This window comes from Sinomicrobium endophyticum (genome assembly GCF_052983315.1).
Window position 1 is genome coordinate 462,571 of record NZ_JBRKIS010000025.1, and the last position, 23,532, is coordinate 486,102.

Annotated in this window: 16 protein-coding genes; 10 read left to right on the forward strand and 6 right to left on the reverse strand. The window is 45.4% G+C overall.

Going from position 1 to position 23,532, the window contains the following annotated elements:
- Window positions 1-16: 16 nt before the first annotated feature.
- Entirely contained in the window at window positions 17-1,105 is a 1,089-nt protein-coding gene (locus ACVBDU_RS10490; RefSeq protein WP_447179697.1) for a DUF4837 family protein, read from the forward strand.
- 142 nt (window positions 1,106-1,247) lie between these two features.
- Entirely contained in the window at window positions 1,248-3,377 is a 2,130-nt protein-coding gene (locus ACVBDU_RS10495; RefSeq protein WP_447179698.1) for a Tex family protein, read from the forward strand.
- Window positions 3,378-3,568: 191 nt separating this feature from the next.
- Here the strand turns inward: ACVBDU_RS10495 and tatA are convergent, their stop codons facing one another.
- Window positions 3,569-3,760 (reverse strand): twin-arginine translocase TatA/TatE family subunit, encoded by a 192-nt coding sequence (tatA, locus tag ACVBDU_RS10500; RefSeq protein WP_447179699.1) that lies wholly within the window; start codon window positions 3,758-3,760, stop codon window positions 3,569-3,571.
- Between the two features lie 110 nt (window positions 3,761-3,870).
- Here tatA and ACVBDU_RS10505 point away from each other — a divergent pair, with 110 nt between their 5' ends.
- The 6 genes from ACVBDU_RS10505 (at window position 3,871) to ACVBDU_RS10530 (ending at window position 10,849) form a co-directional block, all read left to right on the forward strand.
- The gene (locus ACVBDU_RS10505; RefSeq protein ID WP_447179700.1) at window positions 3,871-4,752 is read left to right on the forward strand and encodes a M23 family metallopeptidase; all 882 of its coding nucleotides are present in this window, start codon (window positions 3,871-3,873) and stop codon (window positions 4,750-4,752) included.
- A gap of 67 nt (window positions 4,753-4,819) precedes the next feature.
- Window positions 4,820-6,316, forward strand: coding sequence for a GH3 family acyl-acid amido synthetase (locus tag ACVBDU_RS10510; protein WP_447179701.1), 1,497 nt, complete (start codon window positions 4,820-4,822; stop codon window positions 6,314-6,316).
- 5 nt (window positions 6,317-6,321) lie between these two features.
- A complete protein-coding gene (locus ACVBDU_RS10515) occupies window positions 6,322-6,972 on the forward strand; it encodes a hypothetical protein (protein ID WP_447179702.1) in 651 nt (216 codons plus the stop codon).
- A gap of 75 nt (window positions 6,973-7,047) precedes the next feature.
- Window positions 7,048-8,763, forward strand: a complete 1,716-nt coding sequence (locus ACVBDU_RS10520) for a DUF6909 family protein (RefSeq protein ID WP_447179703.1) — start codon at window positions 7,048-7,050, stop codon at window positions 8,761-8,763.
- A gap of 64 nt (window positions 8,764-8,827) precedes the next feature.
- Window positions 8,828-9,814 carry a hypothetical protein gene (locus tag ACVBDU_RS10525; RefSeq protein WP_447179704.1) on the forward strand — a complete coding sequence of 329 codons (987 nt, stop codon included), beginning with the start codon at window positions 8,828-8,830 and terminating at the stop codon, window positions 9,812-9,814.
- A gap of 57 nt (window positions 9,815-9,871) precedes the next feature.
- Window positions 9,872-10,849: a LuxE/PaaK family acyltransferase gene (locus ACVBDU_RS10530; protein ID WP_447179705.1), complete on the forward strand. Its 978-nt coding sequence runs from the start codon at window positions 9,872-9,874 to the stop codon at window positions 10,847-10,849.
- A gap of 107 nt (window positions 10,850-10,956) precedes the next feature.
- Here the strand turns inward: ACVBDU_RS10530 and tyrS are convergent, their stop codons facing one another.
- Window positions 10,957-12,258, reverse strand: a complete 1,302-nt coding sequence (gene tyrS / locus ACVBDU_RS10535) for a tyrosine--tRNA ligase (RefSeq protein WP_447179706.1) — start codon at window positions 12,256-12,258, stop codon at window positions 10,957-10,959.
- Window positions 12,259-12,598: 340 nt separating this feature from the next.
- Between tyrS and ACVBDU_RS10540 the strand changes: the two genes are divergently transcribed.
- Entirely contained in the window at window positions 12,599-13,621 is a 1,023-nt protein-coding gene (locus tag ACVBDU_RS10540; protein WP_447179707.1) for an NAD-dependent epimerase/dehydratase family protein, read from the forward strand.
- On the opposite strand, the gene ade is transcribed toward ACVBDU_RS10540, so the two are convergent.
- From ade to ACVBDU_RS10555, 3 genes are all read right to left on the reverse strand, one after another.
- On the reverse strand, window positions 13,611-15,242 hold the full coding sequence (gene ade / locus ACVBDU_RS10545) for an adenine deaminase (RefSeq protein WP_447179708.1): 1,632 nt from the start codon (window positions 15,240-15,242) through the stop codon (window positions 13,611-13,613). The two genes, ACVBDU_RS10540 and ade, sit on opposite strands and share 11 nt — an antisense overlap.
- Before the next feature lie 65 nt (window positions 15,243-15,307).
- Window positions 15,308-20,854, reverse strand: coding sequence for an alpha-2-macroglobulin family protein (locus ACVBDU_RS10550; protein WP_447179709.1), 5,547 nt, complete (start codon window positions 20,852-20,854; stop codon window positions 15,308-15,310).
- Between the two features lie 115 nt (window positions 20,855-20,969).
- Complete coding sequence (locus tag ACVBDU_RS10555) at window positions 20,970-22,049, reverse strand: isoaspartyl peptidase/L-asparaginase family protein (protein WP_447179710.1); 1,080 nt, start codon at window positions 22,047-22,049, stop codon at window positions 20,970-20,972.
- A gap of 408 nt (window positions 22,050-22,457) precedes the next feature.
- Here ACVBDU_RS10555 and ACVBDU_RS10560 point away from each other — a divergent pair, with 408 nt between their 5' ends.
- Window positions 22,458-22,991 carry a 3-hydroxyanthranilate 3,4-dioxygenase gene (locus tag ACVBDU_RS10560; protein WP_447179711.1) on the forward strand — a complete coding sequence of 178 codons (534 nt, stop codon included), beginning with the start codon at window positions 22,458-22,460 and terminating at the stop codon, window positions 22,989-22,991.
- A gap of 212 nt (window positions 22,992-23,203) precedes the next feature.
- On the opposite strand, the gene ACVBDU_RS10565 is transcribed toward ACVBDU_RS10560, so the two are convergent.
- On the reverse strand, window positions 23,204-23,422 hold the full coding sequence (locus ACVBDU_RS10565; protein WP_447179712.1) for a hypothetical protein: 219 nt from the start codon (window positions 23,420-23,422) through the stop codon (window positions 23,204-23,206).
- Between the last annotated feature and the right edge of the window lie 110 nt (window positions 23,423-23,532).

Sequence of the window (23,532 nt, forward strand, 5' to 3'; positions counted from 1 at the left end):
CTAAATCTAAAACAAAATGACACAAAATGCGCCTGCCCGTTACAGGACAGACAGGATGTTAAAAAATGACCGAAGAAAAAATAATGCGGGGATTGGCCTGCATCGCAACGGAATACTAGCGTTTCTCCTGAGCGGTATCCTTTTGGTCTTTGCTTCCTGCGAAGAAAATAAAAAAGACAAAAAACGCTATCTGCCCGATTCTGTTGGCGCTATCAATTCCCTTGCCGTAGTTATAGATAACGATATGTGGAAGGGTGAAGTAGGAGATGAAATACGCGAGCATTACGCTGCTCCCGTAGATGGCCTTCCCACGGAGGAACCTCTGTTTACACTGCACCAGATACCCCTCCAGGTTTTCAAAGGATCAACCACCAAGAGCCGGAATATCCTTTTCGTTCAAAAGGATACGACTGCGAATTCCGGGGTAAAGACCGACACCTATGCCCGTCCGCAGAAGGTAGGCTTTGTGCAGGCGCCGGACAACGGTACGTTAATTGACCTTATCGGCAAAACTTCGGAACAATATATCCGCGAATTCAAAGACAACGATATCAGGGAAAACCAGAAAAGATTTCACAAGGCTCTTAATAAAGAGACGTATATACAAAAGAAATTCGGCGTTTCTCTTACCATGCCGTCCATCTATAAAACATCAAAGCAGGAGGATAATTTTATCTGGATAGAACGGATTATCTCCAAAGGGACCATGCACGTTTTTGTGTACGAACTTCCTTTAAACAGTATCCCTAACGATTCTTCGAGAGTAAATGCTTTTATAGAAATGCATGATTCCATAGGCAAAAAGTACGTGCCGGGACGTGAAGAAGGAATGTACATGATTACACAGAAAGCATACGCCCCTTATATTTTTGATGTTACCCTGGCCAACAAACCTGCCATAGAGGTAAAAGGGATGTGGGAAATGAAAAACTTTGCGATGGCAGGGCCTTTCGTTTGCTATTTGATCCGCGATGAGGAAAACGACCGGCTGTTGGTTCTGGAGGGACTTACTTTTGCCCCTTCCGAAAACAAACGCGATTATATGTTTGAACTGGAGGCCATATTAAAGAGTGTAAAATTTATCTCCGGAAAGAAACCGGAATAAAACTTCAGAAACTATACCGAAAAAATACTTTTACGGATAATGGCGGACAACAAACCCGATTAAACTTTTTCGTTTCGATCAAAAAAGTTTAATCGGGTTCGGTTTCGCCTGAAAAACCTTTGCATTTAATTACCTTTTTATAGTGAATACCTTAAATTATATTTCCGGACATACGGACCTTCCCGAAAGAAGTATTATAAACACACTGAAATTACTGGAAGAAGACAGTACGGTTCCTTTTATTGCCCGTTATCGTAAAGAAATGACAGGAAACCTGGACGAAGTACAGATCTCCGAAATACAAAAACTGAAAAGCACCTTCGAAGAGTTGCAAAAACGGAAGGAATCGGTGCTGAAATCCATAGAAGAACAGGAAGCACTTACCCCGGAACTGAAACAGAAAATAGAAAAAGCAACTTCCCTGACCGAAGTAGAGGATCTCTACCTGCCTTTTAAACGAAAGCGAAACACCAGGGCAGGAGTGGCAAGGGAAAAGGGACTGGAACCACTGGCTAAAATTCTCATGGCACAATCGGGGGGTACCGATCCTGAAAGTGCGGCATTGCGTTTTCTGAGCGATAAAGTGGAAAAGGTGGAAGAAGCACTGCAGGGAGCCGTGGATATCGTTGCCGAATGGATAAACGAAAACAGCAGGGTGCGGCATACTTTAAGACGGATGTTTCGAAGAAATGCCGAAATTTCCTCGGCGGTGATCAAGGGCAGGGAAAAGGAAGAACAGGCCCAGAAGTACCGCCAGTATTTCGATTGGAAAGAACCGCTGTACAAATGTCCTTCGCACCGTCTGCTGGCCATGCTTCGTGCGGAAAATGAAGAGGTTATCCGAGTAAAGATAGGTGTAGATAAAGACACAGCCATAGAAAGTGTGGAAAGAGCGGTTTTGCGCAACGAATCCTGTCCTGCGGCAGAATATATCCGGAAAGCGGTAAAAGAGTCTTACGAACGCCTTTTATACCCGGCAGTGTCCAATGAAGTACTTAAAGAAGCGAAAGAGAAAGCGGACGAAACGTCCATAAAAGTTTTTTCCGAAAACCTCAGGCAACTTTTACTGGCGCCTCCGTTGGGAGAAAAACGTATCCTGGCCATAGACCCGGGATATAAAAGTGGCTGTAAGGTCGTTTGCCTGGACGAAAGAGGAGATCTGCTTCACAACGAAAATATATATCCCCATCCGCCGCAGAGAGAATCCACGCAGGGGATGAAAAAGATCCGTTCGCTGGTCAACGCTTATCGTATTGAGGCCATTGCCATTGGTAATGGTACCGCATCCAGGGAAACCGAAGCACTGGTGAAGAAAATTGCATTTGACCGGGATATCCAGGTTTTTGTGGTGAATGAGAGTGGCGCATCCGTATATTCTGCTTCCGGTATCGCAAGGCAGGAATTTCCGAATTACGATGTTACCGTAAGGGGTGCGGTCTCTATCGGAAGGCGACTTACGGACCCCCTGGCCGAACTGGTTAAGATTGATCCCAAATCCATTGGTGTCGGACAATACCAGCACGATGTGGACCAGGGCCGGTTGAAAACAGAACTCGATGCCGTAGTGATGAGTTGTGTAAACAGCGTAGGCGTTAATGTAAATACCGCGAGCCCCAGTCTTTTGAGCTACGTTTCGGGCATAGGACCCTCCCTGGCAGATAAGATCGTGGAATATCGCAGTAAAAACGGGGAAATACGCTCCAGGAAAGAATTGATGAAAGTTCCGAGACTCGGAAATAAAGCCTTTGAGCAGAGTGCTGCGTTTTTCCGCGGGCTACAAAGCGAAAACCCGCTGGATAATTCCGCCATTCACCCCGAAAGCTATGCCATAGTGGAAAAAATGGCTGCGGACCTGCAGCTTAAAGTTTCGGAGCTTATAGGAAATAAAGAAAATATAGCCAGAATACATCCGGAAAGATATTGTACCGGAACCATAGGGTTGCCTACACTGACGGATATCCTGAAAGAACTGGAAAAACCCGGTCTGGACCCAAGGAAAAAAGCAGCGGTTTTTGAATTTAGCAAAGACCTGAAAACCATTGAAGATGTAAAACCCGGAATAACAGTTCCCGGGATAGTAAACAATATTACCAATTTCGGCTGTTTTGTAGATATCGGTGTTAAAGAGAGCGGGCTGGTTCACATTTCCAGGCTAAGTAACGAATTTGTGAGTGATGTGAACAGCGTGGTAAAATTACATCAGCATGTAATGGTAAAAGTCATAGATGTGGATATCGAGAGAAAACGCATACAACTATCTATGACAGAATGATATGGAAGTGTGTTTTAGGCCGGGAAAGTAAGGAAATGGCTCCGGAGGTGTGTAAACTTCAGGTTTTTTCAATTCCAAAAACTCTAAAAAAACATCATCCGGTAATGGGGCAGATGGTGCCATAATAAGCAAAAAAGACCCTTACCCCGGTTGGGATAAAGGTCGTACAGATTATCTATAGTAGTATAAAACTATTCTTTCTTGCTGCCTTCTGTAGAGGGTTCTTCCTCTTTGCTGGCGTCTTTAAATTCTTTTATCCCACTTCCAAGCCCCCGCATCAGTTCCGGTATTTTTTTACCGCCGAAAAGCAACAGAAGTACTACTACTACTAATACTATCTGCCACGGGCCGATCATTCCTAAAAAAATATTCAATGACATCATTTTTACTTAAATTTACTATAACAAAGGTAATAAGAAAAGTTTAATCGAGGCGTTAATTATTATATTTTTAAGAACAGAGCTCTGTTTAGAACGCTATATTTGCAAGAATTATGGCAGAAAATAAACCTAAAAGAAAGAAACTTGCAAAAAAGCTTTTGCACAAGTATCGGTTGGTTATTCTGAACGAAGATACTTTTGAAGAGCGGCTTTCCTTCCGGCTGAACAGGCTGAATGTATTTGTCGTCGGAACATCTTTTGCCGTTTTTCTGATAGCCATTACCACTATTTTGATTGCCTTTACTCCCTTGCGCGAATATATTCCCGGGTATTCTTCTACCAGGTTGAAAAGGCAGGTTGCCGAACTCACCTATAAAACAGATTCCCTGGTATCCGTACTCGATTACAATGATAAATACATTGATAACGTAAAAAAAGTTCTGACAGGAGAAATAAGTCCGGCCGATATGGAAGCAGAAACGCGGGCAGATTCTTTGGCCAAAGAAGAACGTCGCGACCCTTCCGAAATAAATCTTAATCCCGGTAAAGAAGATCTGGCACTCCGGGAGGAAGTAGCCATGGAAGACAAGTATAACCTGGTAGGAAGTGCCCTTTCCAAAGTGGATTTTGTGCTGTTTCCCCCGGTTTCAGGGTCCATATCCAATACTTTTAACCTCGAAGGAAAACATTTTGCCGTAGATATAGCCGGTGTTTCCGGTACCCCGGTAAAAACAGTTGCCGATGGTGTCGTTATATTTGCGGAATGGACGGTAGAAACCGGTTATGTCTGTATTATTGAACACTCTTTCGGTCTTATATCCGTGTATAAACACAACGGCACCCTTACCAAGTTGCAGGGAGAACTTGTAAAGGCCGGGGAAGTAATTGCTACCATGGGCAATACCGGCGAACTTTCTACAGGCCCGCATCTTCACTTTGAGTTGTGGAGTAACGGCTATCCGGTAAACCCCACCGACTATATAAACTTTGATTAAAATAAAAAACCGGGAAACTGCCCTGGTCATTTAAAGAACAGACCGGGCGATTTGTCAAATTCAGGATATGTCTTTAAAATCTTTTGCCGCAAAAATTTTTGCCGGAATTACATACAAAAAAATTCAGCAATGGGCCAGCCGCCCGGTGGAAACCCAGGAGAAGGTATTCCGGGAACTTATCAGTTCCGCTGCTGTAACAGCATTCGGAAAAGACCACGATTTCGGGGAAATCCGGAGTTACGCGGATTTTGTAAAAAGGGTACCGGTAAGGGATTACGAAACACTTAAACCCTATGTGGAACGCGCGGTAAGCGGTGAAGAAGACGTGCTATGGAAGGGAAAACCGGCGTATTTTGCCAAAACTTCCGGTACCACATCCGGTGCCAAATACATACCCTTAACGGCCGACTCCATGCCACACCATATCCGGGCGGCGAGAAATGCCATATTGTGTTACATTCACGAAACCGGTAATGCTTCTTTCGTAGACGGGAAAATGATCTTTCTTCAGGGAAGCCCGATACTCCGGGAAAAAAACGGTGTAAAACTGGGTAGGTTGTCCGGTATCGTAGCGCATTATGTGCCCAAATACCTACAGAAAAACCGTATGCCAAGCTGGGAAACCAATTGTATCGACGACTGGGAAACCAAGGTTAACAGGATTGTAGAAGAGACACTCAAAGAGGATATGACCGTTATAAGCGGAATACCTTCGTGGGTACAGATGTATTTCGAAAAACTGCATGCCAGGACCGGCAAAAAAGTCGGGGATATTTTCAGGAACTTTCAGCTTTTTATTTACGGCGGGGTGAATTACGAACCGTACAGGGCCAGGTTTGAAAGCCTTATCGGAAGAAAGGTAGACAGTATAGAACTCTTTCCTGCCAGCGAAGGCTTTTTTGCTTACCAGGACTCCCAAAAGGAAAAAGGAATGTTACTTCAGTTAAACTCCGGTATTTTCTATGAATTTGTCCGTGCCGATGATTTTTTTGAAGAGAACCCGGAAAGGATTACCATAAAAGATGTGGAAACAGGGGTAAATTATGTGATGATCATATCCACCAATGCCGGCTTATGGGCATATAACCTGGGAGATACTATACAGTTTACTTCCGTAAAACCGTATCGCGTAGTTGTTTCCGGAAGGATAAAGCATTTTACATCGGCCTTCGGCGAACATGTCATAGCAAAGGAAGTAGAAGAGGCAATGCGACAGGGAATCGAAAATTTCGGGGGCAGTATAAACGAATTTACCGTAGCTCCGCAGACCGATCCGGGAGAAGGGGAACTTCCCTATCACGAATGGCTGGTGGAATTCGGGGAAGAACCGGAAGACCTCCGGGAGTTTGCACGTACGATAGACGAAGCCCTGCAAAAACAGAACAGCTATTATTACGACCTCATTTCCGGTAACGTGTTGCAGCCTTTAAAAATAACCAAAATAAAAAAAGACGGTTTTACCAGTTACATGAAAAGTGTCGGAAAACTGGGAGGGCAGAATAAAGTACAGCGTTTATCCAATGACCGTAAACTGGCCGGTGAGTTATATAAATACAAAATTTAAACCCGATGAAATATCAAACTACACTTAAAAGATTATTTGCTTTTGCTTTTTTTGTGTTACTGTTATCGGGAGGGTGTGCCTCCGGAAATATATCTTCTTATACGGTACAGGAACCTGCCAGGATATATAATCAGGTAGCTGTGGTGTGGACATCGTCGAAAAATGAAATAGCAGGTTTGGATTCCGTTACCTATAACGAGACCTTCCGCAGGAATTTCAACAACCTGGATGGTGCCAGGTACAGAAAACAACTGGAAAAAACCTTTACCAGGAACATGTTCCTTACACAGGTTATACCGGCCGGAGATCTTTTTGACATTAATAAAGACTACGGATATGAAGAATTTATACATAAGATAAAAGCCTCGAAAGCCGAAGCGATCCTGGTTATAAAACAGGCCTCCTGGCAACAGAAGCAACATATTGATGGCGTGGACGGGGATATCTCCACCAGGTACGAGCCCGATGCCAGGTTTCATGTGTATCTCATCGATGCCGCTTCGAAAGAAAATGTATGGATGGCGACCTCCGGGGTTTCCGGAGATTTCTATGCAGGCTACGAGACTATAAATAATAACCTGGCACGTAAAGTGGTAAGGAAATTGCGCAAGGCAGGATACATAGCAAATGAAGACCTGAAAAGGGCCATACAATAACTTCCGCTTCCTTCCTTGCAAGAATTACATATGCAGATAACATAAAATCCCGTATTTTTGTGCGGAAAATAAGATATGAGTAAAATTAAAGGAAGGACACGGGCACAGGAATCTACCAACGCTATTGAGCGGATGTACATCACCATGCGGCATCTGTTCAACCGGGGTTTCTATAAGCCTATGGGAATTTCCGGGGAAACACTGCGACAGTCCCTTTTACAGCTTCGCCCCGAAATTTACGGTTCTATTGCCGAAGATAAGGTAGAACTGAACGGACTGATGTATATTCTGGACAGGCTTCCCATAGGTATTGAAGAATGCCGTTATATAAACCTCACTTCCGACGAAGGCTATAAAAAATCGCATTTTCAGCCGATCATTCCGCCAAAAAGAAGAAGAAACTGTTACCGGGTAGATGAAGAACAGATGGGAATTGAAATTACCCGGGGACGATCGGACATCTACGATATACTTACACACCTGACCTTCCTGTACATAGAATCCCAGAAAATATGCAGGCGTGTTTATATGGACGAAACCGGCGAGACCAACAGGGATTGGTTTAAACTGGAAAGCGCGGTGCAAAAAGGTAAACTTACGCGTGCCGAAAGAGAAATTGCTCTTATACATGTGGCCAATATACTGGGAAGGACTTTCGAAGAAGCCCTCGATGCACACCAGGCTTTTGCCACAAAGCAGATGCCCGAACGCTTTTTGCATATTGTGTACTGGATGGGGAAACTTGCCATAGAAGAAGAAAGAGATAATAATAAGCGAACCGTTACTTTTAGCCCGATACTAAGGGAAAGACTAGGACATCATATTCATGGAGAAGCCTGGGCGAATAATATAAAAAAGATATTACAGAAAAATAAGCTGTTACATCGACCAATACACATCATCAGTGCCAATATGCACAGTGTGATGAACTCTGTTTTTGCCGCCGAAGCCCTTAAAAAAGAAGTTTCGGGTAAGGAACGGCTGGAACTATATGAAGCACTCAGCCTTTCCGGTAACGGAGCCATGCGTGATAAAGTAAAAGCATTTGCCCATAAAAACGGTATGATTTCCATAGATGATACCTCCGGGACGAATATTGATGTGCAAATATTTGACACCGCCAGGATAAACTTCAACCATGTCGATTATAATTTCGGCACAACTCTTCCGGATGATGAAAAACCCGTACTTTTTGTTATGGATTACGCATTCGGAGAGCAGGCATACGAAACCATAGACGAGCTTTTAAAACCATATAAGGATAAAAACAAACCCGTAAAAGAAACGGAAAAGAAAGAAAAACTGCATTTTCTGAATGTGGTCTCCGTATCTATTATGGGAAAGGCCGGGATACTCGAAGGAGGAAAAGGTGACCTGATGATTCCGTCGGCACATATTTTTGAAGGAACGGCAGATAACTATCCGTTTAAAAACGAGTTGTGTAAAGAAGATTTCGAAGGACACGGTTTAAAAGTGTTCGAGGGAACCATGATTACGGTGCTGGGAACTTCCCTGCAAAATAAAGACCTGTTAAAATTTTTCCACGACTCCACCTGGAATGTTGTCGGACTGGAAATGGAGGGAGCACATTATCAGAAAGCCATTCAATCCGCATCGAGAATACGAAAAAGCATAGCCGAAGACGTTGAGGTACGTTACGCGTATTACGCCTCCGATAACCCGCTGGAAACAGGAAGCACCCTGGCCTCGGGAGGCCTGGGCACCACAGGAGTGAAACCCACCTACCTGATAACCCGAAGAATACTGGAACAAATACTGAACAAAGGTTGAAACGGGACACCCCGGCCGGGTAGCAGGAAATTATCCGGTCCCTGAAAAAACTATATATAAAATCATGAGTGAAAACACACGACAAAACGATACTTCCGAAGAAATAGACCTGGGCGTTTTACTTCAAAAGATCAGAGATTTCTTCAAATGGATCATTAAAGGGGTATATAATATATTTCTTTTCTATAAGAAGTTTGCCATACTGCTGCTTATCCTTATTGTTGCCGCATTTGTCGCCGGGTATTTTATGGATTCTTCCGGCTCCAAAACCTACAGGAACGAAGTTATCGTCGTGCCCAACTTCGGCAGCGTGGATTACCTGTACACCAGCATACAAGAACTCGAAGCGAAAAGGGAGATAGGAGACATCAGCTTTTTTAAGGACATGGGTATAGATTCCGTGAATTATTTTTCCGGCATCGAAATAGAACCTATAGTGGATATCTATAGCTTTCTGGGAGAAAACCGGACGAATCTCGAAGCATTCAAGGCCCTGAAAGGAGATGCTTCTACGGTAGGAGGTATGGAAACTGCGAAAAACTATAAATTTCACAGGATAACCATCTATACGAAAACAAGGAAAAACTCTTCAAAAGTTGTTTCGAAAATTCTGGACTTTCTGAACGATAACGACTATTATAACACGATAAAAAGTAGTCTTAGCCAAAACTTATTATCGCATATACAGACAAATAAGGATGCCGTGCAGTATATCAATGATATACTTAAATCCCAGGGAAGTGTAAAGCCCGAGGGGTTAAGGCCGGAGGATAACCTGTTTTTCTTCAGATCGGAGCCGCAGATAGGTTCTATGGGCGGATTGGTGAATTCACAACAGGAGCTGTTTGAAGAGATCGATAAACTCACGGTTAGAGCAACAGATGCGGATAAAGTGATAAAAGATGTCTCCGTTAAGATCAACATCCCTAAAAAAGGGATTACTTCATCCAAAAAATGGCTGTTCCCCCTGGCATTGTTCATCGCGTTTTCCGGCCTGTTCCTGCTAATCTTCCTCTTTAAGAGGATGAAGGAAATAGCCACGGAAGAATAGGACATATGTTCAATGCCGGCTTATCCGGTTTTTGCAGGTAAAGTACAATGTCGTACGATGGAAAATGATGCTGTTTTTAACATAGCTGATGATACGGATTTCGAAGCCGTTGCACTTCACGTGTTCCGTCATCAGTACCGGAATAATACGGTGTACCGGAAGTTCTGTGATCTGCTGGGCCGTAAACCGGAGAAAGTGGGATCTGTGGAGGAAATCCCCTTTTTGCCCATCTCATTTTTCAAAACACACACCATAGTCGCTTCCGGAAACACTCCCGAAGAAATATTTACCAGTAGTGGTACTACCGGGATGAGTACCAGCAAGCATTATATTACCGACCTGAGTGTATACGAGCAAAGCTTTTTAAACGCATTTGAGCGTTTTTACGGGGACATCAGGGAATACGTGATACTTGCCCTGTTACCGTCTTATCTGGAGCGAGAGGGCTCTTCCCTGATCTATATGGCAGATGAACTCATACGCAGATCGGCCGATAAAGACAGTGGTTTTTACCTTCACAATCTGGCTGCACTGAGCGATAAACTGGAAGATCTGGACAAAAGCGGGAAAAAGATACTGCTTATCGGTGTTTCGTTTGCCTTGCTGGACCTTGTGGAAAGCCGTGAATTTCAATTGAAAAACACGATTATCATGGAAACGGGAGGAATGAAAGGCAGGAGAAAAGAGCTCATTCGCGAAGAACTGCACCGGATATTGAGTAAAGGTTTTGGCGTGCCGGAGATACACAGCGAATACGGGATGACCGAATTGTTATCGCAGGCATATTCTTCCGGGAACGGCAGTTTTAAGTGCCCCCCGTGGATGAAGATTGTTATAAGAGATCCGGAAGATGCACTATCGTTACAGCCCGGAGGAAGGACAGGCGGTATCAATGTCATAGACCTGGCCAATATAAATTCCTGTTCCTTCATTGCCACGCAGGATCTCGGTAAAACACACCCGGACGGAAGTTTTGAAGTATTGGGGAGGTTCGACCATTCCGATATACGCGGATGTAATCTTATGGTAATGTAGTTATCCTCCGGTAACGTTGCACGGTCGTGCAACCATCAAAAAAACAGGGGCAAAAAGCCCCCGTTTTTAAATACTGCATCTAATGTCTAAAATCTCAGATCTCAAATCTAAACCTTAACCAACACGAAATAGTTCTTCTTACCGCGTTGCAGTAAAACAAACTTGTCGTTTATAAGGTCCTTATTCGTAATCGTATATCCTTCGTTTACTTTTTCTTTGTTGACAGAGATAGAGTTTTCCTTCAGTGCACGCCTGGCTTCACCGTTGGATTTCAGGAATCCGGACTTTTCGCTCAACGCTCCTATGATATCCAGTCCTTCGTCTATAACAGCGGCGGCAACTTCGGCTTGTGGTACGCCGTCAAATACATCGAGAAAGGTTTTTTCGTCAAGGGCTTTCAGGTCTTCCGAAGAACTTTTGCCAAAAAGTATTTCCGAGGCTTTTATGGCCTTTTCCAGTTCTTCCTTACCGTGCACAAAGACGGTGATCTCTTCGGCCAGCCTGTGCTGTAAAATTCGCGTATGCGGCGCTTCTTTATGTTCGGCAATAAGTACGTCTATGATTTCCTTATCCAGGAACGTAAAAATCCTGATGTATTTTTCCGCGTCCTCATCCGAAGTGTTCAGCCAGAACTGGTAGAACTTGTAAGGAGAAGTTTTCTCCGGGTCCAGCCATACATTTCCGCCTTCCGTTTTTCCGAACTTGGAGCCGTCTGCCTTGGTGATAAGCGGACAGGTAAGAGCATACGCCTTCGCACTGTCGTCACTCATTCTCCGTATCAGTTCCGTACCCGTCGTAATATTTCCCCATTGGTCGGACCCGCCCATTTGCAACAGGCAGTTATGTGTTTTGTATAAATGGTAAAAATCGTATCCCTGTATAAGCTGATAAGTAAATTCCGTAAAAGACATTCCCGAACCGGACTCCGAACTCAAACGTTTTTTAACCGAATCTTTGGCCATCATGTAGTTTACGGTAATACGCTTACCCACATCACGGGCAAAACCGATAAAGGAAAAATCCTTCATCCAGTCGTAATTGTTTACCAGTAAAGCCGCATTGGACAGGTCCGAATTAAAGTCCAGTAACCCGGATAATTGTGTCTTGATACCGGCAATATTATTTTGCAGCGTGTCTTCATCCAGAAGGTTGCGTTCTTCGGATTTCATAGAAGGGTCGCCGATCATCCCGGTGGCGCCACCTACAAGAACTACGGGGCGATGGCCCGCAAGCTGAAAGTGGCGGAGCATCATAACGCTTACCAGGTGCCCTATGTGAAGGGAATCTGCCGTAGGGTCGATGCCCACATATGCAGAGGTGGCCTCCTTGTTCAGTTGTTCTTCCGTTCCCGGCATAATATCGTGGATCATTCCTCTCCAGCGCAGCTCTTCAACAAAATTTTTGACCATGTCTTCTTCCTTTTTTGGTAAACAAGCGCAAATTTACAATAAATAGGCAATTGAGGAACCCAATAAAGGTTATTTTGGATCGAGGATAAAAGTTGTGAAGATAGTATACTGTAAAGGGGTGATGTTTTAGCTTGCAGGACCGGAAGTATCGGGGCACCTGTCTGCCTGACAACCATTGATGCATTCATGGCGGTCAGAACACAATCCTTTTGACGTAATTTTAAACCTGACCTGTTTTTGTAATTCCGGATGCCGATACTCCCTGACCTTTCGTCCGGGTCCGCTATTTTGTAAATGGATACCGGGAAGAGGTCTCCGTAAAATACATATCTTTGATGCTATGATTTTAGTCACCGGAGGAACGGGGCTTGTCGGGTCCCGTTTATTGTATACATTAACCCGAAAAGAAGATAAAATACGGGCTATTTACAGGAAAGGCAGCGATGTCCATGCTGTGGCCGCCATGTTTTCCGGTTCTGCGGAAGACAGGGCACGGTTTGACCGCATCGAATGGGTCGAAGCGGATGTTACCGATGTTCCCGCGCTTTCGGACACCTTTAGTGGTATTAGTAAGGTATATCATGCCGCGGCACTTATTTCTTTTGACCCGTCGGACTATAATATTCTGAAGAAGAGCAATACGGAAGGAACGGCCAATGTGGTAAACCTGTGCCTCGCATATGGTGTAAAAAAATTGTGCTATGTCAGCTCCGTTGCCACCCTGGGAAAGAGTATAGGAGGAGCCCCGATCACGGAAGAGACCCATTGGAACACCGAGTCGGGGAACAACGTTTACGCCATCACCAAATACGGGGCGGAAATGGAAGTATGGCGGGGCAGTCAGGAAGGACTGGATGTGGTCATTGTAAATCCGGGTATCGTACTGGGTGTGCCGCCGGGTAAAAAAGGATGGGAAAAAGGAAGCGGAAAACTCTTCCGGCAGGTTTACAAAGGTATAAACTATTATACACAAGGTGTTACCGGCTATGTGGATGTTGACGATGTGGTTACCATAATGATCGGGCTTATGAACAGTGAAGTGAAAAATGAAAGATTCGTTGCTGTGGGAGAAAACCTGAGTTTTAAAGAAGTGCTGACCATGGTTGCAGCTTCGATTGGCAAAGAAGCACCCCGAAAAGAAGTGCCCGCATGGGCCTTCAAATGGTTATGGCGACTGGACTGGCTGAGAAGTAAGCTTACCGGGCAAAAGAGAAGACTAAGCAGGTTGCTTGCCGCAACGGCAACAGCTAAAAACCCGTACAGCAGTGCAAAGATCAGGAAAGAACTCGGCCTGGAATTCAAACCGCTTTCCCGGACTATTGAACACATCGGGAAAGAATATTTGTCCGGGATCAGGGAATAAATAATTCGGTAAATGCAAATTTCTGCCCGTCAAATAACCCTTTATCGCTTAATTTCAGATCGGGAATAACGAGTAAGGCCATAAAACTCAGGGTCATAAAAGGAGATTGGAGGGAAGCTCCCATGGATTTTGCCATGGCATCAATGGCGGTATACGCTTTTGCTACTTCATACCCGTCATCTGCAGACATAATTCCTCCCACGGGAAGGGGGAGGAGCAGGTGTTCCTCTTTCCGGACGGCGGAGACTCCGCCTTTGCTTTCCATGATAAGGTTTACTGCTTTTGCCAGGGAAGTATCATCCGTTCCGACAGCAATAACATTATGGGAGTCATGGGCGACGGAAGAAGCTATAGCACCTTCTTTCAGACCGAAGTTCCGGATAAATGCCACTGCCGGAGGGGCTTCTTCATAACGGTTGACCACTGCAATCTTCAATATATCGTTTTCTATATCCGGCATGGCATAACCGTCTTTCACTTTTACGGGAGAGACCGTTTCGGAAGTTATAAGCTCCCCGTCTTTGGCATCGATGACACGGATATCTTGTCCCTTCGCTTTCACGGCAAAGTCGGCAGGGGTTTTCAGAGAGGTACGGAAGTTGTTTATGATGTTGTTTTCCGACCGCGGAATAAGGGTTTTCCCGTTTTTGGCTACTATTTTCCCATCGATATACGTTTCCAGCACTTCAAATGTTTTCAGGTCCCTTACTACGATGAAATCTGCCGTGTCCCCTTCCCGAAGCTTTCCTACCTGCATATTGTAATGATCTATGGGATTCAGGCATGCGGCTTTAAGAACATGGAAAAGATCTTTTCCCTTAGCGATGGCACGGGCCACCAGCTGATCTATATGCCCTTCCGCAAGATTGTCCGGATGCTTGTCGTCCGAACAGAACATCATGTTGTCGGAATACGTATCGATGAGGTCGATGAGGGCTTCGAAATTTTTGGCCGCACTGCCTTCGCGTATGGCTATTTTCATGCCGTGTTTTAATTTGTCCAGGGCTTCCTCCGCAGTGAAGCACTCGTGATCCGAAGAAATACCCGCGGAAATGTATTGTTCCGCAAGCGCACCTTTAAGGCCGGGCGCATGCCCGTCTACAGGCTTGCCGTATTTCTGCGCCACGGCTATTTTCCGCATGACTTCGGGGTCGCGTTGTACCACCCCCGGCCAGTTCATCATTTCGGCCAGGTAAACAATATCTTCCCTGGCCAGTAAAGAATCGATGTCTTCTGCGGTTATTTCCGCTCCTGCCGTTTCAAAAGGCGTGGCCGGGACACACGAAGGTGCGCCGAAATAAAACTTAAAAGGAACGTTCTGTCCGTTGGAGATCATGTACTGTATGCCATCCATACCACAAACATTAGCTATCTCATGCGGATCCGATACCGTAGCTACCGTACCGTGTACTACGGCGATGCGGGCAAACTCCGAAGGGACGAGCATAGACGATTCTATGTGTACATGAGCATCTATAAACCCCGGAAGAATGTATACTTCCGGGGCTGTTTCTGTCTTCTTTACAGAGATGATCTTTTTGTTCTGTATATGTATTTCCGCCGGATATATATTCCTGTTCGGAATATCCACAAACTGTCCGGATATGGTTTTTGCCTGCATTTGACCGTAATTGGGTTTGGTCCGAAATATAAGAAAAAACCGCCAGAAGGGAAGGGGCAGGGTTGTTATTGCACAACCTCAACCCACTGTCCTTTGGTCCTTACCCGGTAATCGTTATCATACATGGCTTCACATTGTATTCCCGGCAGGTAATATCTGCCGAGATAGGAGGCATTGACCAATACCCGGAAAGTCTTGGTTTTATGCGCATCCAGGTCAAAATAGAAATTAGCCCTGTCGTCCCGGAGATCGGTATAAGTTGCTTCATTCGCAGCACCCTGGGCATCCCCGAAATCGGTAAAACGGGTATTTACGATTTCCCAACCGCTGGGGAATATATGGGAAAGGGCTATGTTCTTCAGGTTTTCTCCTTTTTGATTGGTAATGCTCACTTCGGCGATAAAATTGGTGCCCTGGGGCAGATTAGAAACATCAAGTACCTTACCGTCCCTGCCTTTATAAGTAACTTTTGCGGAGAGGTTCTGCTGTTCGGCGAGTTCCTGGCCTACCGGCAAAATACCGTTGTTCAGTATACGTACGAAAATGGTATTTTCCTTATTGTTTTTGAGACGGACAGTATTATTTCCTTCTTTAATACCGAGGTTTCTTTCCGCCAGGGTAAGCGCGGTGTTCAGCGAAGAGGATTTTCCGTTTACCTCGTAGCTTACGTCAATACCTTTACCACCTATGTAGCCGGCAAATTTGGCCATGGCAAGCAGGCTGTATGCCGTACTTTGCGTACTCATCCAGCGATCCGTATTCAGGCTTTTTGCGATAACTCCCGCCATTTCCTGTGCCCGTACCTTGTCGTCGAGCAATAAGAGGGTTTCCAGGGCCAGGGCACGGTTTCTTTCGGTAGATCCGTAGGTGTAATAATCGTACTTCACCGGTTTGAAATCGATATTGGCCGTGGCAAATATATCTTTTGCCGCATTTTTCTGGCCTATAAGCGCATAGGCAGCAGCCAGGCGGTGTTTCGCTTCATTGGAGACATTCGGTGTTTCGCGGAGCCTGTTCATGGAAGAGACATCTGCGTTTTCGGCCAGGGCCAGGGTATAGAGCCTGTACGCCTGGGCGAGATCGGAACTTTGGCCGGACTGTCGCCATTGTTTGGCAGCCTGCTTCTGGTAATTTATCCAGCTGTTCTTAAAACCAATAGGCAGAATGTAACCTTTTTTCTCTGCTTCGAGCAGGAAGTGCCCGGCATAGGAAGATCCCCAGTCGTTCGCGTAGTTCTGGCCGTTCCAGTAGGCAAAGCCCCCGTTCGGCAGCTGATAACCCCCGAGGCGTTTTATGGCCTGCTCCGCATTTTTCTGGATCTCCTGTTTTTTGTTTGCCGTAAGGTCAAAGATGTCGGACAGGAATAACTGCGGGAATACGGCAGAGGTAACCTGTTCCACACATCCGTGCGGGTAACGGATGAGATATTGCATACGGCCGTTGAAGTTCATCGGCGGTAGGGTAGAGAATTCTATACTTGCGGAATTACTGCCGGCAATACCGAAAGTTTCCAGGGCTATTTCCCCGGAACTTCCCGGTTCCAGTACCAGGTCCTGAACAGAAGTGGTTGCGGGGTTCGGGTTTACCACATCTATTTCAACACCGTAAGAAGCTTTTTCACCATTACCCGAAGCGGCGACCTCTACCTTACCGATGCCTTCAAAATCGGAGATTTCCAGTTCAAAATAGGCCATTTTTTCATCGGGACGGTCAAAAGAGATCGTTTGCGAAGATCCTCCGACAACCCGGAAAGCCTTGTTGTCTTTTACCTGTATGGTTACGTTATTCACCTTGTCTTCCATGGCAAATACGGTAACCGGTAACGTTACTTTTTCTCCCGGGGTTATTTTTCTTGGCAGCGAAGCCAGTACCATTAACGGTTTACGTACCGGGGTGGTTTTTTCCGTGCTTCCGTAGGCTCCTGTATCCGGATCTCCGGCTACGATCATAGTTCTTACGGAACCGATATATTTCGGGATGTGTATTTCATGCGATCTGGTTTGCCCTTTATTGAGGGTAAACGGCCCGAGGTACACTACCATGGGCTTAAAGCGGTTGGCTTTTTTGTTTTTGGCACCGGCCAGCTCTTCATCGCCCCCTATACTGAATACCTGGTCTATACGCCCTCCGAAAGCACCTATGACATCGTCATAGATATCCCACGTCTTAACGCCCAAAGCTTCCCTTGCAAAGAAGGATTGCCAGGCATCCGGGGTTTTGAAACGGGTAAGGTCCAGCAGGCCATCGTCTACAATGGCTATAGTATAGGTCATCGGTTTGCCCTGTTTTTCACGGACTTTTACCGTTACGGTTTCCTCCGGCCGCAGTACGTCGGGCATGGCAACCTGCGGTTCCAGTTTGGTTGCCGGGTCTTCCACGGTAATGGGAACCACTCCGTACAAGCGTATGGGCAGGTCATTGGCCGTAGAAGCATGGGGTTGTAACATGGAAATATGTATATACACATTCGGTGTATAAAGAGATTCTATGGGCAGCTCAAAGCGGGTTTCCCCGTCCTGGGCCTCTATCCAGCGGGAGTGCAACACCTCGGTACCGTTTTCTACGGTAACCAGGGCGCGTCCGCCAGTACTTCCGGGGAAAGTAACAATGGCTTTTTCACCGACTTTGTATTTCTGTTTGTCGGTAGAGAATACGAGCATGGTAGCGGAGGAAGGATCGTTTTTCATGGATTTTCCTGCCCATCCCGGCCAGTCGATATAAACGGTTTTTCCGGTAGCGTGGCCGCCTTCCGGATCTTCTATATGTACCAGGTAACGGCCCCATTCCGGGTATTTCAATTCGAATTCGAAAGCCGCTTTTCCGTTTGCCCCGGTATGAAGCGTTTGGGAGAATACGTTTTCTCTCTGGCTGCTTCCGGTATACGAAGAAAGATTGTCCTGGGAGGTATCCCACCACCAGCGCCAGCTAACCTTGTATATATTAACTTTGAGTCCTTTTACTGCTTTGGGATTTCCCTTTTCGTCAACCGAAACCACTTCGAAACGGTGTTTGGTGTCCGTGAGAAGCATGCCGCGGGTTTTATCCCCTTTCGGTGTATTGAGTCCTATGTAAGTGCTGTACGGAGAATAGGTCTTCGTAAAAACATCGGTACTGAAATCTCCTCCTGTTTCGTATACTTTGGTAATAAAAGAGGCCTGTAACATTCCCGGGGCCTGTTTTTCCAGTTGGGGTTTCAGGGAAAAAGAGGCTTTTCCCTCCGCATCGACCTTGCCGTCAAAAACCGTTTGCTCTTCGGAACCGAAAGACCTGGAAGGATCGTTAAAGACATATCCCGGAAACTGTTGGAAACTGGTATTTTGCGACTGGAACCTTGCCTGGATGTCTGCTTTGAGGTTCCTGGCAATGGCCCCGTGCAACCAGGCTACTTCCAGGGTGCCGTTTACCGGTTTGGAGCCGGAGAGGATATCGTCTGCAAAATCGGCTTTGATCTTCAGCCGGTTGGGCTTTATGGTTTCTATGCGGATGCTTTTGCTGAAAACAGCGCCACCTACGGATACCTGGGCTTGCCAGCTTCCCGTAGGGGCATTCTGGTCGGTAGGAGTTATGAAGGTGTAGAAATTATTCACCCCGTTGTTGCGCACTTCTTTACGGATAACCTTTCCGTAAGGATCGCGCAGTTCGAATTTCACCGGGTGTCCGCCGGGGAGTTTGTTGGCCTTGTCGTTCAGGATAAATGACAGGAACAAGGTGTCTCCAGGGCGCCATACACCGCGTTCGCCGTAGAGGTATCCCTTGATGCCTTTTTGCAGTTTAACCCCGGAAACATCGAATTTACTTACCGAAAGTACATTGCCGTCATTGAGTTTTACGTAGGTTTTCTGCTTTCCTTTTTCCGCAATGGCAAAATATGCCGGAAGTGTGGCATCGTACATGGCAAATCCGTCTTTGTCGGTTACCACTGTCGCTACTTCCTGTTGTTGGAAATTGTAGAAGGTTACCTTGGTATCTCCTTCCGGTTTGGCGGAAACGAGGTTGGTGACACTTACAAAATACGATTCGTTATCACCTTTTTTAATCGTTACTCCCAGATCGGATGCCAGCAGGTTAACCGCCACTTTTTTGTCCCTGTAGTAGGAAGTATGGCAGGGGTTTTCCCTTTCGCGCCAGTCGTAGGTATAATCGTAATAATAATCTTCGTAGTAATAATAGCCTTCTACGTTATCCCAGTAACTGGATTCTTTTTCTTCATCGTAGTTTTCTTCCGTATCGGTCTCCTCTTCCGGAAAGTTGGTCTCGTCGCATTTATAGGAACTGTAAGATGGCTTATAGCGGAATTCCACCCGGTATATGGCACCTGGATCGGGACTGATCAGTTCGCGCAGGTCCAGGGCATAGGCATGCCATTTGCCATCGGCGGCACCCAGGTTTCCCTGAAGGGGTATGGTCTTTTTGGCAATGGGACGGGCAACCGTGCGCAGGTCTCCTTCGCCATTGAGATTCTGGTATTGCAGGAATTGTAAGATATTGTTCTGGAATATTTTGATAACAGATACATCCACAGCGTTGAGGTTTACCGCCTCGAAGTTTATTTTCAGGTTGTTGGAAGACGGCAGGATAGTACCGTTTTGCAGCATTCTTACTTCCGGTTTCAGCTGCTCGAAAGCGATCTGTTCGGAAAAGACCTTTTTAAGCTTGTAATCATCCACATTTTGTATGCCCTGGAACACTTCGAGAGATTTTACACCTTTAAGTTCGTTTCGGGGATATACTTTCAGGACGTTCCCGTCTACCGAAAATTTCAGTGCTCCCGCATCCTGAATATTTACCAGCCCGTTAAAGTTCTGGTTTTTCTTCAGCGGATCGGAAAAGTTTATCTCGACATAGGGTTTTTCCGTTCCGGCAACATTTACTTCCATAACGGTAAAGTTGTTTTTCCCGGGAATGAGGATTTCTCCTTCACCTTCGGAATCTATGTCACTGTTTTTTCCGTTCCAGCTCAGTTTTACCCTGGAGTCTTCTTCCATGCGCTGTATGCTGTCTACCTTAAAGCGGAACAGTGTGTTGGTTTCTGTGGTGCTGTAGAATTTCACAGAAAGGTTTTTACCTTCCTGGGAAGCCTGTACCAGTTTTCCGGCAGTTTCGGCAGATAGCTGATCGCTGCTTCGAAGCGTACCTTCCACGTATTGCCAGTTGCGGTTGTAGGATTGTACTCGCTCGGTAGTAACATTGAACTGTTGTTTGATGGTTTTAACCTTAAAACGGAAGTTGCGAAGCTCTTTGGGAATATCGTCGACAATATCTTCCAGGCGTAAGGTAAATTCGTATTCCGTGTCCTGTTTTAACGGGGATTCGGGAACAAAAGCAATGGCCTGGTTATTCAGGGCCACTACTTTACCTTTGGCCTGGGGAGAGATGCGTATAAGGTTGCCCGGGAGTTCCTTATTGGCATCCCATCCGGAAACAGGTTCGCGGAGCATTATTTTTATATCGGAATGTGTGGATATAATCCCCTGGGAAACATCCGAAATGTATTCCCGGTATTTATACAGGTTGGATATTTGCTCCTGTATTTCCTGTTTCTGGTCTTTGTCCTTGCAGGCGAACAAGAAGAGAAGGGCAGTAACGGATAAGAGTAATCTTTTGAATCCCATAATGATCTTTTATTAGGTTTGATTGCCCGTCAGGGCATTGCTTTTATAATATAAAGAGGATTCCGTAAGGCTGTTTACATTCCCCTTCTTCCTGTTTTCCTGTTTTCGAGACCTTTTAGTTGCCGTAAATACCTATGTACAGTTCTCCTTCGGCATTCATACTTGCCCGGTACATCCCGGCGGTATTGAATTCCATAACCATATTACCGTTGTGATCCACGGCAATAATACCGCCGTCTCCGCCCAGTTCCGGCAGTTTTTGCTGAATGACTTCCCGGGAAGCTTCCTGAAGGGAAAGGCCTTTGTATTCCATAAGTGCGGAAATATCATAGGCTACCATTCCCCTTATAAAAAACTCTCCCCATCCTGTGGAAGATACGGCACAGGTTTGGTTATTGGCATAGGTCCCTGCCCCGATGATCGGCGAATCTCCCACACGTCCCCATCGCTTGTTGGTCATTCCCCCTGTGGAAGTGGCTGCCGCCAGGTTACCGTTTTTATCCAGGGCAACACAACCCACCGTTCCGAACTTGGAATCGCGGATGTACGGATCGTAAAAAGCCGTTTTTTCATCGTGATCCAGTTCGGTTTTTTCCTTATCTTTTATCCGCTCCAGGGCGTTCATACGTTGTTCCGTATAAAAATAGGAGGGGTCTACGATTTCAAGTCCCTGTTCTTTGGCAAAGGATTCCGCTCCTTCACGTGCCAGCATTACATGTTCGGACTTCTCCATTACGGCCCGTGCCAGGTCAATAGGGTTCTTTACCGTGGTGACTCCGGCAACCGCACCTGCATTTCGTGTTTTTCCATCCATTATGGAAGCGTCGAGTTCATTCTTTCCTTTGTTGGTAAAAACCGCTCCTTTTCCCGCATTGAACAGGGGAGAATTTTCCATGACGTTAACGGTTTTCTGCACGGCATCCAGTCCGGAGCCCCCGTTTTTAAGAATGTCATAACCCGTTCTTATAGCCTTTTCCAGAACTTCGCGGTATTCCGCTTCCCTTTCCGGTGTCATATTCTTTTTCAAAATAGTCCCGGCTCCACCGTGTATAACTATAGCAAAATGTTCTCCTTTCGGCTCGGAAGGTGTTTCCGGGGTATTGGCGGTGGCTTCGGGAGATTCTTTGCATGCTGTGGCCAAACACAATAGCCCTATAAAATAAACGGTTATACGGGCAACGTTTTTTCTGATCATTTCCTGAATAGTTAGTTTTAAGAAATAAATTTAATAAAAATACCTGGCTAATGTTAAAAATAAACCACTTTCCGGTAAACCTGCCCGCGTAGTACAGGCAGGTTTTCGGAAAGCCTGACTAACTAATCCGGTATTCCGGAAAACCTGTTTCCGGAAAAACAAAACCCTTAACCAAAATTACGATAGCGCTGTGTTTCGGGAAATCCCGGGAATCGGGTATTTTTCTGATCGGAAAAAATTAGGAGAAGACTTTCTTTCGTAAGGATGGAAATCCTTAAATTTAAGGCTTTGTAAAGAGGAGGACCGGAAACGGGCAAAACAGGGAGTCTTTTTGTAATTGCTTCTCGTTAATTTCTCTTTTCAACCCATTAAAATTTATATCCGCAAGGAAATACAAATAAACCGGAGATGAGTATCAAAAAACCTTTTAACCTTCTGCAGTGGATAGAAGACAACAGGGAACTTTTAAAGCCCCCGGTGGGGAATAAAAACCTGTATGTAGATTCGGGAGATTATATTGTTATGGTAGTTGCAGGGCCCAATGCGCGTAAAGACTACCACTATAACGAAACGGAGGAGTTCTTTTACCAGGTAGAAGGGAACATAAAGGTTATCATCCAGGAAGACGGCCAGCGAAAGGAGATGGAACTGGGGGCAGGAGATATTTACCTGAACCCGGCAAAGGTGCCGCACAGTCCTGTTCGCGGCGAAGGGTCCATAGGACTCGTAATAGAAAGAAAACGGGCAGGGAAAAATTTCACGGACGGATTGTTATGGTATTGTGACAACTGCAACCATAAACTTCACGAAGTATACTTTGAACTGCACGATATAGAAAAAGATTTCCTGCCACACTTTAAAAAGTTTTACAATTCCGAAGAACTGCGAACTTGTGACAAATGCGGTACTGTAATGGATACCGACCCGCGATTTACGGGGTGACGCAGCAGTTGAGATTTATGCCCTGCTCCGATAACTGTAGGGATTAATTTCTCTAAAACTTTTACTTTGTCGGATTTTAAGTGAATAGGTTATTGAGTTATTCGGTTTATAGGCATTGCCTCAATAACCAATAACTAAAGTGCAATTTCCCTGCCTGTACGGATGGGCAGGATTGCCGCTTTCTAACCCCCGCACTTGCAGTCCAGGGTGATTTATTTGCTTTTCCTGCTTATCATTACAATTCCGGCGATAAGGCAGATTGCAGCACCACCGAGATAGGCATAAGCGGTGTTTTTGGAAGAAGTGTCTTCCGCTTTAATTTCAAAGTCGCCGATTTCCAGGCCACTTTCGCTATCTCCCAGTTTATTTATGCCCATATATCCTGCCGCGAGTCCGGCAAGGACAAGAATAATTGCAATGACTTTTTTCATAATCGTATGTTTTTATGTCTATATCTTATAAAGTTAATAAAAAATTACACATAAAACGGAGAAATAGTTATAATGATCCCATCTATTCCACTTGTTTTATATTCTATATT

Coding starts and splice junctions, on each gene's coding strand:
- ACVBDU_RS10560 (WP_447179711.1), top strand. CDS start 22,458: ATGAGTATCAAAAAACCTTTTAACCTTCTGCAGTGGATAGAAGACAAC.
- ACVBDU_RS10510 (WP_447179701.1), top strand. CDS start 4,820: ATGTCTTTAAAATCTTTTGCCGCAAAAATTTTTGCCGGAATTACATAC.
- ACVBDU_RS10490 (WP_447179697.1), top strand. CDS start 17: ATGACACAAAATGCGCCTGCCCGTTACAGGACAGACAGGATGTTAAAA.
- ACVBDU_RS10540 (WP_447179707.1), top strand. CDS start 12,599: ATGATTTTAGTCACCGGAGGAACGGGGCTTGTCGGGTCCCGTTTATTG.
- ACVBDU_RS10555 (WP_447179710.1), bottom strand. CDS start 22,049: ATGATCAGAAAAAACGTTGCCCGTATAACCGTTTATTTTATAGGGCTA.
- ACVBDU_RS10505 (WP_447179700.1), top strand. CDS start 3,871: ATGGCAGAAAATAAACCTAAAAGAAAGAAACTTGCAAAAAAGCTTTTG.
- ACVBDU_RS10520 (WP_447179703.1), top strand. CDS start 7,048: ATGAGTAAAATTAAAGGAAGGACACGGGCACAGGAATCTACCAACGCT.
- ACVBDU_RS10530 (WP_447179705.1), top strand. CDS start 9,872: ATGGAAAATGATGCTGTTTTTAACATAGCTGATGATACGGATTTCGAA.
- ACVBDU_RS10550 (WP_447179709.1), bottom strand. CDS start 20,854: ATGGGATTCAAAAGATTACTCTTATCCGTTACTGCCCTTCTCTTCTTG.
- tyrS (WP_447179706.1), bottom strand. CDS start 12,258: ATGGTCAAAAATTTTGTTGAAGAGCTGCGCTGGAGAGGAATGATCCAC.
- ACVBDU_RS10565 (WP_447179712.1), bottom strand. CDS start 23,422: ATGAAAAAAGTCATTGCAATTATTCTTGTCCTTGCCGGACTCGCGGCA.
- ACVBDU_RS10515 (WP_447179702.1), top strand. CDS start 6,322: ATGAAATATCAAACTACACTTAAAAGATTATTTGCTTTTGCTTTTTTT.
- ade (WP_447179708.1), bottom strand. CDS start 15,242: ATGCAGGCAAAAACCATATCCGGACAGTTTGTGGATATTCCGAACAGG.
- tatA (WP_447179699.1), bottom strand. CDS start 3,760: ATGATGTCATTGAATATTTTTTTAGGAATGATCGGCCCGTGGCAGATA.
- ACVBDU_RS10525 (WP_447179704.1), top strand. CDS start 8,828: ATGAGTGAAAACACACGACAAAACGATACTTCCGAAGAAATAGACCTG.